General features: G+C 61.9%; 15 protein-coding genes. 8 read left to right on the top strand and 7 right to left on the bottom strand.

Annotation, left to right across the window (positions count from 1 at the left end; translation table 11 throughout):
- Entirely contained in the window at positions 1-1,251 is a 1,251-nt protein-coding gene (gene trpB / locus NKI24_RS06075; protein WP_352743912.1) for a tryptophan synthase subunit beta, read from the bottom strand.
- A 33-nt stretch (positions 1,252-1,284) separates the two neighbouring features.
- The gene (locus tag NKI24_RS06070) at positions 1,285-1,944 is read right to left on the bottom strand and encodes a phosphoribosylanthranilate isomerase (protein WP_352743910.1); all 660 of its coding nucleotides are present in this window, start codon (positions 1,942-1,944) and stop codon (positions 1,285-1,287) included.
- Between the two features lie 163 nt (positions 1,945-2,107).
- On the opposite strand from NKI24_RS06070, the gene NKI24_RS06065 reads away from it, so the two are divergent.
- Positions 2,108-2,290 (top strand): hypothetical protein, encoded by a 183-nt coding sequence (locus NKI24_RS06065; protein ID WP_352743908.1) that lies wholly within the window; start codon positions 2,108-2,110, stop codon positions 2,288-2,290.
- A 51-nt stretch (positions 2,291-2,341) separates the two neighbouring features.
- Here NKI24_RS06065 and NKI24_RS06060 read toward each other — a convergent pair whose 3' ends face one another.
- From NKI24_RS06060 to NKI24_RS06045, 4 genes are all read right to left on the bottom strand, one after another.
- Positions 2,342-2,809 carry a hypothetical protein gene (locus NKI24_RS06060; protein ID WP_352743906.1) on the bottom strand — a complete coding sequence of 156 codons (468 nt, stop codon included), beginning with the start codon at positions 2,807-2,809 and terminating at the stop codon, positions 2,342-2,344.
- Between the two features lie 3 nt (positions 2,810-2,812).
- Positions 2,813-3,571, bottom strand: coding sequence for a M48 family metallopeptidase (locus NKI24_RS06055; protein WP_352454795.1), 759 nt, complete (start codon positions 3,569-3,571; stop codon positions 2,813-2,815).
- Between the two features lie 97 nt (positions 3,572-3,668).
- Positions 3,669-4,157, bottom strand: coding sequence for a DUF2852 domain-containing protein (locus tag NKI24_RS06050; protein WP_352451639.1), 489 nt, complete (start codon positions 4,155-4,157; stop codon positions 3,669-3,671).
- A gap of 258 nt (positions 4,158-4,415) precedes the next feature.
- Positions 4,416-4,880, bottom strand: coding sequence for an Lrp/AsnC ligand binding domain-containing protein (locus tag NKI24_RS06045; protein WP_352454794.1), 465 nt, complete (start codon positions 4,878-4,880; stop codon positions 4,416-4,418).
- A gap of 170 nt (positions 4,881-5,050) precedes the next feature.
- Here NKI24_RS06045 and NKI24_RS06040 point away from each other — a divergent pair, with 170 nt between their 5' ends.
- Positions 5,051-6,064, top strand: a complete 1,014-nt coding sequence (locus NKI24_RS06040) for a 1-aminocyclopropane-1-carboxylate deaminase (protein WP_352454793.1) — start codon at positions 5,051-5,053, stop codon at positions 6,062-6,064.
- A gap of 2 nt (positions 6,065-6,066) precedes the next feature.
- Here NKI24_RS06040 and NKI24_RS06035 read toward each other — a convergent pair whose 3' ends face one another.
- Positions 6,067-6,834 carry an alpha/beta hydrolase gene (locus NKI24_RS06035; protein WP_352743903.1) on the bottom strand — a complete coding sequence of 256 codons (768 nt, stop codon included), beginning with the start codon at positions 6,832-6,834 and terminating at the stop codon, positions 6,067-6,069.
- A gap of 215 nt (positions 6,835-7,049) precedes the next feature.
- Here NKI24_RS06035 and infC point away from each other — a divergent pair, with 215 nt between their 5' ends.
- From infC to pheT, 6 genes are all read left to right on the top strand, one after another.
- Positions 7,050-7,586 carry a translation initiation factor IF-3 gene (gene infC, locus NKI24_RS06030; RefSeq protein ID WP_023677573.1) on the top strand — a complete coding sequence of 179 codons (537 nt, stop codon included), beginning with the start codon at positions 7,050-7,052 and terminating at the stop codon, positions 7,584-7,586.
- Between the two features lie 202 nt (positions 7,587-7,788).
- The gene (locus NKI24_RS06025) at positions 7,789-8,430 is read left to right on the top strand and encodes a methyltransferase family protein (RefSeq protein WP_023677574.1); all 642 of its coding nucleotides are present in this window, start codon (positions 7,789-7,791) and stop codon (positions 8,428-8,430) included.
- Between the two features lie 191 nt (positions 8,431-8,621).
- Positions 8,622-8,825, top strand: coding sequence for a 50S ribosomal protein L35 (gene rpmI / locus NKI24_RS06020; protein WP_006201248.1), 204 nt, complete (start codon positions 8,622-8,624; stop codon positions 8,823-8,825).
- 147 nt (positions 8,826-8,972) lie between these two features.
- Positions 8,973-9,374, top strand: coding sequence for a 50S ribosomal protein L20 (gene rplT, locus NKI24_RS06015; protein ID WP_006201247.1), 402 nt, complete (start codon positions 8,973-8,975; stop codon positions 9,372-9,374).
- 96 nt (positions 9,375-9,470) lie between these two features.
- Positions 9,471-10,556 carry a phenylalanine--tRNA ligase subunit alpha gene (gene pheS, locus NKI24_RS06010; protein ID WP_352451635.1) on the top strand — a complete coding sequence of 362 codons (1,086 nt, stop codon included), beginning with the start codon at positions 9,471-9,473 and terminating at the stop codon, positions 10,554-10,556.
- Positions 10,557-10,662: 106 nt separating this feature from the next.
- A complete protein-coding gene (gene pheT / locus NKI24_RS06005; RefSeq protein ID WP_352743900.1) occupies positions 10,663-13,071 on the top strand; it encodes a phenylalanine--tRNA ligase subunit beta in 2,409 nt (802 codons plus the stop codon).
- Positions 13,072-13,074 lie beyond the last annotated feature (3 nt).

Genomic DNA, 13,074 nt, shown 5'->3' with positions numbered 1-13,074 from the left:
TCAGATCTCCATGCCCAGCATATTGGCCACCGTATGCACGTCCTTGTCGCCGCGGCCCGACAGGTTGACGATGACGATCTGGTCCTTGTCCATATCAGGCACGATCTTCACCGCCTGTGCGATGGCATGGGCCGATTCCAGCGCCGGAATGATGCCCTCGACGCGTGTCGTCAGCTGGAACGCCTCCAGCGCCTCGTCGTCGAGGATCGGCACATAGTCGACGCGGCCGGAATCGCGCAGCCATGAGTGCTCCGGCCCAACGCCGGGATAGTCGAGGCCGGCCGAGATCGAGTGGCCGTCCATGATCTGGCCGTCGGCGTTCTGCAGGAGGTAGGTACGGTTGCCATGCAGCACGCCGGGCGCGCCGGCACTCATCGAGGCGCAATGCTCGATGCCGTCGAGCCCGCGGCCGCCGGCTTCGACGCCGATGATGCGGACCTGCCTGTCATCGAGGAAGGGATGGAACAGGCCGATAGCGTTGGAACCGCCGCCGACACAAGCGATGATGGTGTCCGGCAGCCGGCCTTCCTGCTCGAGGATCTGGGCGCGCGCCTCGGTGCCGATCACCGACTGGAAGTCGCGCACCAGCTCCGGATAGGGATGCGGGCCGGCGGCGGTGCCGATCAGGTAATAGGTATCCTCGACATTGGTCACCCAGTCGCGCAGGGCCTCGTTCATGGCATCCTTCAGCGTGCCGTGGCCGGCCGTCACCGGCCGCACCTCGGCGCCCAGAAGCTTCATGCGAAAGACGTTGGGGCTTTGCCGGGCGACATCGGTCGCGCCCATATAGACGATACAAGGAAGCCCGAAGCGCGCCGCCACCGTAGCGGAAGCGACGCCATGCTGGCCGGCGCCGGTCTCTGCGATGATCCGCGTCTTGCCCATGCGCTTGGCGAGCAGGATCTGGCCGAGGCAGTTGTTGATCTTGTGCGAGCCGGTGTGGTTCAGGTCCTCGCGCTTGAAATAGACCTTTGCGCCGCCGCCGAGGCCCTTCGCCGAGGACACCTCACGAAGATGCCTGGTCAGGCCTTCGGCGAAATAGAGCTTCGACGGCCGCCCGGCGTAATGCGTCGAGAGATCGGTCAGTTCGGCCTTGAAATCCGGGTCGTTCTTGACCTCGTTCCAGTGCCGCTCCAGCTCAAGGATCAGCGGCATCAGCGTTTCGGCAACGAAACGACCGCCAAAAATGCCGAACATGCCCTGCTCGTCGGGGCCGGTGCGGAAGGAATTCGGTATCGCCGGCTTGTCCATCGCCGATCTCCTGGTCTGTGGTTTGAAGCGCGGTCAGGCGGCGCGGTTGTCGCGTGCTGCCCCGACGGCCCGGAAAAACTGTTCGATCAGCGCCGGTTCCTTGATGCCCGGCGCGCTCTCCACGCCCGAGGAAACATCTATTCCGGGCGGGTTCGCCAGCCGAAGGGCGTCGCCGATATTGCCGGCATTGAGCCCTCCGGAAAGCATGTAATCGACGCCGGCGTCAAGGCCGGCCAGAACGCGCCAGTCGAAGGCAAGGCCGTTGCCGCCCGGCAATTCCGAACCCTTAGGCGGCTTGGCATCGAACAGGAAGCGGTCGGCAATGCCGATGAAGGGTTTGACCCGCCCGAGATCGGCGGCCTCGCTGACCGGCAGCGCCTTCATCACCGGCAAGCCGTAGCGGGCCTTCACCTCGGCCACCCGCTCGGGGGGCTCGGCGCCGTGAAGCTGCAGCATGTCGGGCTGCATCTTTTCGACGATCTCGTCCAGGAACGCATCGCTGGCGTCGACCGTCACGGCAACCGCCTTGGCCTTGCCGCGCGCTGCTTCGCGCAGGCGGCCGGCTTCCGCCGGCTCGACATAGCGCGGGCTTTTGGCAAAGAAAATGAAGCCGACATGGCTGGCGCCGCCGGCCAATGCCGCAGCCAGTGCCTTGTCGGTCTTCAACCCGCATATCTTGATGTCGAGCGCCATGGCGCGGGATTGGCACGAAACGGCCAAAGAGTCGAGAAAAAGCGTCCTGTTTGCCGCCAGCGCGGAACGCGCTACCTTGCTAAGTAAGAGCGCAACGCGCTGCCTTGCTAATATAAGAGCGCAACGCTACTTGCTCAGGCACAGAGGCGGGAGAACAAAGATCATGCCGGAAAAGACCGTCGCGGAACTCAGGCAAAAGCTGGCGCAGGCCCATGAGGTCATCGCTCATTTGATGGACAAGGCAGCCTTCAATGGCGCCGAGGCGCACCGGGCGCTGGCTTATTTCAGCAACGATGGCTTCCCTGGCCGCGCCATGTCGATGAGGGGTTGCGGCCGGAGGAGTTGAACGCGGCGAATGACGATTGAGCAATTAAGCCCTGATCAAAAGCGCACTCTGTCAATGGAGTGTTCCTCCTCTCAACGCGCGACTTAGGTTGTTCATGGCCTCCAACGGAAAGTCATGTTTGCGCCAGTTTTCCTTATAACCTTCGAGGCCATGTGTGTTCAAAACCTCACGCGCGGCACTGAGAACTGCTTCTGCGAACTCTCGCAACCCGCATGTGGCTTCAAGTTTCACCTCGCCGAAGTCGTCTGGCTCGTCAGACCAAATTTCTGAAAATTCCAGTATCTGCACTCTGACAAAAGCGCCTTCCGGCACCAGTACGAAGCGATACTCACCGGGTTCATCACAGAAGCGTGCGACCGAATACCTGGTGCCTTTCAGCGCGTTCAGCGTAGCGCCAAGCAGCTCGTTGAGGGCATCGCCCAGATAAGACGCCGACACGGTCGCCTGAAGGTCCCCAACCGTGACATCGCACATCGCCCAGCCCGCTCCAATCAGCCGGTATTCGATCCGCGCAGGCATCAATCACTCGAACGCGATCGCCTGCAGCGCGCCGCCATTGCGCTTGAGCCAATCCTTGCAGCGCTCGGTATCCGGGCAAAGCTGCTCGCATAGTTTCCAGAATTTCGGGCCGTGGTTCATCTCCTTGAGATGCGCCACCTCATGCGCGACGAGGTAGTTTATCACCGGCCGCGGCGCCATCATGATGCGCCAGGAAAACGACAGATTGCCATCCGACGTGCACGATCCCCAGCGGCTCGACGTATCCTTGAAGCGGATCGCCTTGGCGCGCTTGCCGACCGCCGCACTGTGTTTGGTCACCAGCGCTTCGATCTCGCGCTTGGCTTCGCGCTTCAGGAAATCGGCGATGCGGCGCGGCAGATGCACGCGTTCGCCATGCACGATCATCAGCGGCCCGCGATCGTCGCGCGACAGCGTGACGGTTCCGCGTTTCGACGGTTCATGGACGATGCGATGCGGCACGCCGCGCACCGGTACCTTGATGCCGGGCCGCACTTGCGGCCGGTTGGGTACCTTGGCCAGCCTTTGCTCCAGCCAGTCCTGATGGCGGTCGAGGAATTTTTCCACCTCGCCGCGGCGCAGCCCCGGCGGCACGGTGATGCGCAGACCACGGCCGCCGGAATCGATGCGCAGCGTCAGGCGCCGCGCCCGGTCGTTCTCGACGATCTTGAGCGGCAGCGTGCGGCCGGCAACGCAATGCTCGCGCTCCACGACGGGCGTGGGCTTGGGTTTCGTCGGGGTGCGGAAGAAGCCGAAGGACATTCCGGGACGATACGTGATTCGAGGGAAACGACTAGAACAAAAAAGAAACGGCGCCGCTAACGCGACGCCGTTGGATTATCTATCTGGGCACGGGACCTTACTCGTCGAGCAGGCCTGGCGTGGAGTTGCCGCCGCGTTTGTTGTTCGTCGTCGAGCCAGTTGACCCACCCGTCGTGGGCGACGTCGACTTGTTGCGGTTGGCCATGAAGCGATCGAACTCTTCCTGGTCCTTGGCGCGGCGCAATTCGCGGGCATATTCATCGAACTCGCTCAGCATCTCGTCGAGCTTGCGGCGTTCCTCGGCAAGCCGCTCGAGTTCCTTTTCGCGCCAGTCGTCGAAAGCGACGTTGCCGGTGCGTGCGGAGCCATGGCCCCAGCGCGCGGCCCTGTCGGAACCGCGGCGGCAACCGGCGAAGATGCCGTCGGTGGCGCGGTTGACGTCGCGCTTGAAGCCCTCGAGCCGGTCGCCCCAGATGATGTAGGCGAGCATGGCTAAGCCGAGCGGCCAGAACACCATGAACCCGATCACCATCAACGCGATGGTCGCCGGCGTCCAGGCCGGACGGATCAATGCAGATGTGTTCATTTCTCCCAATCCTTCAGTTGGAGACAGCCAATTCCGGCTGCGTGGAATCGAAATGGGATGAAGAAAACGGCGATTCAAGACAGCAGCCGCCAAAACCGGACAAGCGGCTGAAATGATTATCGCTTTTTGAGCTTTTCGAGGAAAAGAGCAGCCAGACCCCGTAAGGGGGCAATGTCGCCGACGGTTCTGCAGTGAAAATCCAGCGCCGATCGCGTCTGCTGGCTGAGTGCAATGGTTTGACGCTTCGAAGCCGTCCGTTCAAAAATCCAGAGGCGCATTGTCGACGACCTCTTTCATCACGAAGAAGGTTCTCGTCTGGCGAACGCCAGGCAGTGCGATCAATTGGTCCCCGTGGATTCGGTTGAAATCCGCCATGTCACCAACCCTGATCTTCAGAAAATAGTCGAAGTCGCCTGCCACCAGATGGCAGTCGAGGATGAATTTCAGCTTGGCGACGGCCTTTTCGAATTCCGCGAAACTCTCCGGGGTCGAACGGTCGAGTACGACGCCAACCATCACCAACGCGCCTCTGTCGACCTTCTGCGGGGTCACCATCGCCCTGACATGGCTGATGTAGCCTTCATCGAACAGGCGTTGCGTCCGGCGGTGGCACGTCGCCGGGCTAACAGCGACCGACTGCGCCAGCTCCGCATTGGTCAGTCGCCCATTGCCCTGGAGCAGGCGCAACATTTTCAGGTCGATCCGGTCGAGCGCTGCGCGCATGAAAGATTCTTCCGTTATTCGGATTAAGACTCGAATATATATGACATTTCAATGCCATGAAGCGATATTTTGGATATTCTGGGCTCGATCTTTGAGAGTACATTTCACGGCAGAGCTGATAGTGTTCATCGCACCACACCGCAATGAATGGAACAAGCGAGGGCACTCTCATGCTCGAGAAATTCGAACGTTATCCGCTCACATTCGGGCCGACCCATATCGAGAAACTGGAGCGGCTTGGTGGTCATCTCGGCGGGAAGGTCGATCTCTATGCCAAGCGGGAGGATTGCAATTCCGGCCTTGCCTTCGGTGGCAATAAACTGCGCAAGCTCGAATACATCGTCCCGGACGCGATCGCCTCAAACGCCGACACGCTGGTGTCGATCGGTGGCGTCCAATCCAACCATACGCGCATGGTGGCGGCCGTCGCGGCGAAGATCGGCATGAAATGCCGCCTCGTGCAGGAAAGCTGGGTGCCCCACGAGGACGCCGTCTACGATCGCGTCGGCAATATCCTTTTGAGCCGGATCATGGGCGCTGATGTCCAGATGGTCGATGAGGGTTTCGACATCGGGATTAGGGAAAGCTGGGAACAGGCAATCGCGGATGTGAAGGCCAAGGGTGGCAAACCCTATCCAATTCCGGCCGGGGCTTCGGTACACAAATATGGCGGCCTGGGCTATGTCGGCTTTGCCGAGGAGGTCCGCGCGCAGGAGAAGGAGCTCGGCTTCGCCTTCGACTACATCGTCGTTTGTACCGTCACCGGTTCGACTCACGCCGGCATGCTGGTCGGCTTCGCCAAGGACGGCCGCGAGCGCAAGGTGATCGGCATCGACGCATCCTGCACCCCGGCGCAGACCAAGGCGCAAGTGCTCAAGATCGCGCAGAGCACCGCGACGCTGGTCGAACTCGGCAAGGATCTCGATGAGAACGATGTCGTCCTGATCGAAGATTATGCCTATCCGGTCTACGGCGTCCCCTCGCAGGAGACGAAGGAAGCAATCCGTCTCTGCGCGCGTCTTGAAGGCATGATCACGGATCCGGTCTATGAGGGAAAATCCATGCAGGGCATGATCGATCTCGTGAGCAAGGGTTATTTTCCCAAGGGATCGAAAGTGCTCTACGCCCACCTTGGCGGCGCTCCGGCCATCAACGGATATGCTTATACGTTCCGCAACGGCTGAATCTATCCCGCCTGCCGCACCATCGCGTCCACCGCCCGCACCAGCATGTCGAGATCCTGCGGCCGCGACAGGCGGTGGTCGCCGTCCGGAATGAGCGACAGCGTGACGTCGTCGGCCGGCAGCAGGCTGACCAGCTTCAGCGCATGGCTCGACGGCACGTCGGGATCGGCCAGCCCTTGCAGGATGTGGACCGGACAGTGCGTGTCGATCGGCCCGGTCATCACCCGGTTGTTGCGGCCGTCCTCGATCAGTGCGTGCGTGTAGATGTACGGCTCGGCGGAATAGTCCGACGGCTCTTCGAAAAAGCCCTTTTTCCTGAGGTTGCGCTTCTGCGCTCCGGTCAGCACCGGCTCCACCAGTTCGAATGTGAAATCGGGCGCCGGCGCCAGCAACACAAGGCCGGCGACGCTGTTCTCGCCCGCCTTGCGCAACTCCTGCACCATGCGCAGCGCGATCCAGGCGCCCATCGACGAACCGACCAGGATTTGCCTGCCCTGGGTGAAACGGCGGAAAACCGCCAGGCTCTCGCCCAGCCATTTCGAGATGGTGCCGTCGGCAAAGGCGCCGCCCGATTCGCCGTGGCCGGAATAATCGTGGCGCAGGAAGGCGCGGCCTTCCCCGAGCGCCCATTCCGACAGTGTTTCGGCCTTGGTGCCCAGCATGTCGGATTTGTAGCCGCCAAGCCAGACGATGCCGGGCTCGACACCTGCCGCATGCCTGACGGCGATGCTCGTCCCGTCGACGTCCAGGAAGATCGGGGTGGTGCTCATGGTGTATTCCCTCACGCCGGTCTTTTGGCACAGCAAGGCATTCAACGAAAAGTGCTCCGCCACTTTCTTCGCTTGGTGCAGAGGAGCATTCCATCGAGCAGGTGATTTCCTGAGAATGCTGTGCTATTGACTCCGACCGCGCGCTCACCACATTGCGCGTTCGCAATTCTGAACCGAAGAACCCCTTAACGAAACGGCTCAAGGAGACCACGACCATTCGCAGACCTTTCAAAGCAGCGGCGCCCACCAAGGAAGGCCCGCGCTCCAACCGTGACATCCGGGTTCCCCGGGTCCAGCTAATCGACGCCGAAGGCCAGAACCGCGGCGATGTCTCCATCAACGACGCATTGCTGCTCGCCGAAGAGGCGGGGCTCGATCTGGTCGAGATATCGCCCAATGCAGTGCCGCCCGTCGTAAAAATCCTCGATCTCGGCAAGCTGAAATACGCCAACCAGAAGAAGGCGGCCGAGGCGCGCAAGAACCAGAAGGTCATCGAGATCAAGGAGATCAAGATGCGCCCGAACATCGACAGCCACGACTATGAGACCAAGATGAAGGCCGTCCGGCGCTTTTTCGAGGAAGGCGACAAGGTCAAGCTGACATTGCGCTTCCGCGGTCGCGAGATGGCGCATATGGAACTCGGCATGCAGCTTCTGAACAAGGTTCGCGAGGAAGTGGCGCCCATCGCCAAGGTCGAAGCCGAACCGAAGCTCGAAGGCCGCCAGATGATGATGGTGCTGGCGCCCCGCTAAAGCGCGTTGCGCTTTAGTTCTGTTTTGTGCATGTCGTTGTCGCAAAACCGCTGCGCACTTTTGGGCGACGTGCATAAAATCCGCCTGAATCATGTTGCAAGGCGTCCCGGCGATCGGCGGGGCGCCTGTTTTCTTGACCAGACGCTGCGATCGCCGGCGAGAGCAACGACGCTCTGGTTCCCTCGACGATCGGATTCCCGACATGGTCAATGACGTCAAGCATTCGGAAGCCAAATATGGGCTGGGCAGCTACCAGCACACGCGCAGGATGGTGCTTGCCGTCGTCGTCGTCGTCCTGTTCGCGATGCTTTTGTTCGGGCAGTCGGTTTTTCCGCCCGATACGCCTGTGCATGAAACAATCGAAATGGTTGGCGTCGTGCTGATCTTTCTCGGCATTGTCGGACGCTTGTGGTCGACGCTCTATATCGGCGGTCGCAAATCCTCCGAAGTGGTGACCGGCGGACCGTATTCGATTACGCGCAACCCACTCTATGTCTTCTCTACTTTAGCTGCCGCCGGTGTCGGCGCACAGATCGGCTCCATCACCGCCACGATCGGCTTTGGAGCGCTCTGCGCGGGTGCCTTTTACATCGTTATCCTGCGCGAGGAGAAATTCCTCAAGCAGGCTCTCGGCGCGCCATACCAGGCCTACCTGGCGAAAGTGCCGCGCTTCTTCCCGAAACTGTCGCTGTATCAGGAAGGCGACACCGGCAGCTTCAAGCCGCGCCTGCTGCGAACCACGCTGCTGGACGGGCTGGTGTTCCTCGTTGCCTTGCCGGCTTTCGAACTGATCGACGGCGCCCAGCAGTCCGGCATATTGCCGGTGCTGTTCCGTTTCCCCTGAGTACAGTGTTGCTGAGTACAGTGTTGCTGAGCACGGGGTGTTGCACGCGCTCCCGCTTTGACGTATAGGACCGCCGTTCCCAAAAAACCGCCCGGCAGGGCATGCCGTGGCGGTTTCATTTGCTTTTCGGGCTTTGGTCGGCCTGAAGCGAACAAAAAGCGCATTGGTGCGCATATAAACGGAGTAGCAAAATGCCCAAGATGAAGACCAAATCGGCCGCCAAGAAGCGGTTCAAGATCACAGGTACGGGTAAAGTTCTGTCGGCTGCGGCCGGCAAGCGTCACGGCATGATCAAGCGTTCCAACAAGTTCATTCGAAATGCCCGCGGCACGATGGTTCTGGCTGAACCGGATGGCAAGAAGGTCATCAAGAATTTTCTGCCGAACGGCCTCTAGGGCATGATGCCAAAAAGTTGCAGACTTTTTGGAAACATCATGCGCCAAAATAAGAGCATTCGGTCTGGACACGCATTTGTTTTACGCAATTCCGAACGGAAAACCGCCAGGCACTTTTCCTGGAATTGCTTTTAAGGAGATCATGACATGGCACGCGTAAAGAGAGGCGTCACCTCGCACGCCAAGCACAAGAAGGTCCTGAAAGCCGCCAAGGGTTTTTACGGCCGCCGCAAGAACACCATTCGCATCGCCAAGCAGGCGGTGGAAAAGTCGCTGCAGTACGCCTATCGCGACCGCAAGAATCGCAAGCGTTCGTTCCGCGCGCTGTGGATCCAGCGCATCAATGCGGCGACGCATGAGCATGGCCTGACCTATGGCCGTTTCATCGACGGTCTCAACAAGGCCGGGATCGAGATCGATCGCAAGATCCTGTCGGACATGGCCATCCACGAGCCGCAGGCCTTCGCCGCACTCGTGGCCAAGGCCAAGGTCGCGCTCGAATACCTGAAGAATACCACGCCGAATGCTTTTGAAAGCGCTGTCGCTTAAGACCAGCGCTTCCCAAGCTATTCGACACTTGATTTGGGAAACCCGCGCTGGCAGGGCTGGCGCGGGTTTTTCTTTGCTTCCAATCGGATATGGAACATGAGTGACATGGAAACTCTCGAAAATTCCCTGATGGCCGAGATCGCCTCGGCCGCCGACGAGCAGGCGATCGAGGCGGTGCGTGTCTCGGCCCTCGGCAAGAAGGGCTCGGTTTCCGAGATGCTGAAGACGCTCGGCTCGATGAGCGCCGAGGAGCGACAGGTCAAGGGCCCGGCAATCAACGGCCTCAAGAACCGCGTCACCGAGGCACTTTCGGCGCGCCGCGCCGAGCTGAAAGATGTGGCGATCACGGCACGGCTTGCCGCCGAGAAGGTCGACGTCAGCTTGCCGGTCAGGCAATCGCCGGCCGAGCGCGGCCGCATCCATCCGATCAGCCAGGTTATCGACGAGATCGCGGCGATTTTCGGCGATCTCGGCTTTGCCATCGCCGAAGGTCCGGACATCGAGACCGACTATTACAATTTCACCTCGCTGAACTTCCCGGAAGGCCACCCGGCGCGCGAGATGCACGACACGTTCTTCTTCCAGCCGGACGAGCAGGGGGAGCGCAAGCTTTTGCGCACCCACACCTCGCCGGTGCAGATCCGCACCATGGAGATGCAGAAGCCGCCGATCCGCATCGTCATTCCCGGCAAGACCTACCGGCAGGATTCCGATGCCACCCACTCGCCGATGTTCCATCAGGTCGAGGGGCTGGTGATCGACAAATCGGCCAACGTCGCCAACATGAAATGGGTGCTGGAGGAGTTCTGCAAGGCCTTCTTCGAAGTGCCGAGCGTCAAGATGCGCTTCCGGCCGTCCTTCTTCCCGTTCACCGAGCCCAGCCTCGAGGTCGACATCCAGTGCGACCGTTCGCGGCCCGGCGAGGTGCGCTTCGGCGAGGGCTCGGACTGGATGGAGATCCTCGGCTGCGGCATGGTCCACCCCAATGTGCTCCGTTACGGTGGCCTCGATCCCGACGAATACCAGGGCTTCGCCTGGGGCATGGGCATCGACCGCATCGCCATGTTGAAATACGGCATGCCGGATCTGCGCGCCTTCTTCGACGCCGATGTGCGCTGGCTGTCGCATTACGGTTTTAGGCCGCTTGACATGCCGACGCTGTTCGGGGGCTTGAGCGCGTGACGACCGGGCCGCAGCAAATCCGCGGGCAGCTCGCCTTCCTGCACATGTCCGACGCGCGGCCGCATAGCTTCAAGTGCAGCGTGCCCAGACCAGACGGAACACAGTCATGAAACTCACCCTCTCCTGGCTCAAGGATCATCTCGAGACCGACGCCTCGCTGGCGGAAATCGTCGAGCGTCTCACCTCGATCGGCCTCGAGGTCGAGCATGTCGACGACCGGGCGAGCCTGGCCCCCTTCGTCATCGCCAAGGTGCTGACGGCGGTCCAGCATCCCGACGCCGACCGGCTTCGCGTGCTGACCGTCGACACCGGCGACGGCAAGCCGCCGGTGCAGGTCGTGTGTGGAGCGCCGAACGCCCGCGCGGGCCTGATCGGCGCCTTTGCAGCACCGGGCACCTATATTCCCGGCATCGACGTGACGCTGACCGTCGGCAAGATCCGCGGCGTTGAAAGCCACGGCATGATGTGCTCCGAGCGCGAGCTCCAATTGTCCGAGGAGCATGACGGCATCATCGACCTTCCTGCCGATGCGCCGGTCGGTACCAGCTTCGCCGCCTATGCCCATCTCGACGACCCGCTGATCGAGATCAATCTGACGCCGAACCGGCCGGATGCGACCAGTGTCCATGGCATCGCCCGCGATCTGGCGGCGAGCGGGCTCGGCACGCTGAAGAGCGCGCCGATAGAGCCGATCCCCGGCAAGGGCGAGACGCCGGTCAAGGTGACGATCGAAGCGCCGGAGCTCTGTCCCGGCTTTGCGCTGCGCCTGGTGCGCGGCGTCAAGAACGAACCGTCGCCGAAATGGCTGCAGCAAAGGCTTCTCGCCATCGGCTTGAGGCCGATCAGCGCGCTCGTCGATATCACCAATTACGTCACCTTCGACCGCGGCCGGCCGCTGCATGTCTTCGACGCCGGGAAGGTCACCGGCAATCTCGCCGTGCGCCGGGCACGCGATGGCGAAAAGGTGCTGTCGCTCGACGGCCGCGAATACACGCTGACGCCGGAGATGTGCGTGATCGCCGACCAGGACGGCATCGAATCGATTGCCGGCATCATGGGCGGCGAGCATTCCGGCTGCGACGAGAACACCACCGACGTGCTGATCGAGTCGGCGCTTTGGGACCCGATCACCACCGCCCGCACCGGCCGCACACTCGGCATCATCACCGACGCGCGCTATCGGTTTGAGCGCGGCGTCGACCCGGAAATGATGGTTCCCGGCTTGGAGCTGGCAACGAAGCTGGTGCTCGATTTCTGCGGCGGTACGCCGGCGCAAACCGAAGTCGTCGGCTATGCCGGCCATCAGCCGAAGATCGTCTCGTTCCCATTGTCGGAAGTGAAGCGGCTGACCGGCATCGAAGTGCCGCGCTCGACAAGCCTCGACATTCTTGCCCGCCTCGGCTTCAGGCCGGAGGGCACGGGCGATGTCGTCAATGTGGCGGTCCCGTCCTGGCGGCCGGATGTCGACGGCAAGGCCGACCTGGTCGAGGAGGTCATGCGCATCCACGGCGTCGACAACATCGCGCCGCAGCCGCTCGGTTCGCACGATGCGGTCAACGCCAGGATCCTCACTGTGCTGCAGATCCGCACCCGCGCCGCCAAGCGGGCACTTGCCGTGCGCGGCATGATGGAGGCCGTCACCTGGTCGTTCATTCCGGCAAAACACGCCGAATTGTTCGGCGGCGGCCAGCAGGCGCTGAAGCTTGCCAACCCGATCGCCGCCGATATGTCGGACATGCGGCCGTCGCTGCTGCCGGGGCTGATTGCGGCAGCACAGCGCAATGCCGACAAGGGCATCGGCGATGTCGCGCTGTTCGAAGTGTCGGGCACTTATGAGGGCGATGGTGCCGACCAGCAGCGGCGCGTTGCCGCCGGCGTGCGGCGCGGCACCGCCAGGCTCGAGGGCTCCGGCCGCCATTGGGCCGGCAATGCCGGCGCCGTCGGCGTCTTCGATGCCAAGGCCGATGCGATCGCAGCACTCGAAGCCTGCGGCGCGCCGGTCGAGCGGCTGCAGATCGAGGCTGGCGGCCCGGCCTGGTATCATCCCGGCCGCTCCGGCACGATCAAGCTTGGGCCGAAGGTAATCCTTGGCACGTTTGGCGAGTTCCACCCGAAGACGCTGGAGGGGCTTGACGTCTCCGGCCCGCTTTGCGGCTTCGAAGTGTTCATCGATACCGTGCCCGAGCCGAAGGCCAAGCCGACGCGAACAAAGCTGAGGCTTGATCTGTCCGCCTTCCAGGCGGTCAAGCGCGATTTCGCCTTCGTCGTCGACAAGGCGGTCGAAGCCGGCACACTCGTTCGCGCCGCCCTTGCCGCCGACCGGAAGCTGATTTCCGGCGTCTCGGTGTTCGATGTTTTCGAGGGTGCAGCGCTCGGCGCGGCGAAAAAATCGATCGCCATTGAAGTGTCGATCCAGCCGGTCGAAAAGACGCTGACCGATGAGGATTTCGAGGCGCTGGCCAAGCGCATCGTCGATAATGTCGGCAAGCAGACCGGCGGCGTGCTGCGGACGTAAGGG

It is taken from the genome of Mesorhizobium sp. M0701, assembly GCF_040320365.1.
Classification (GTDB): Bacteria; Pseudomonadota; Alphaproteobacteria; order Rhizobiales; family Rhizobiaceae; genus Mesorhizobium.
This window is presented reverse-complemented; position numbering and strand designations above follow the sequence as displayed.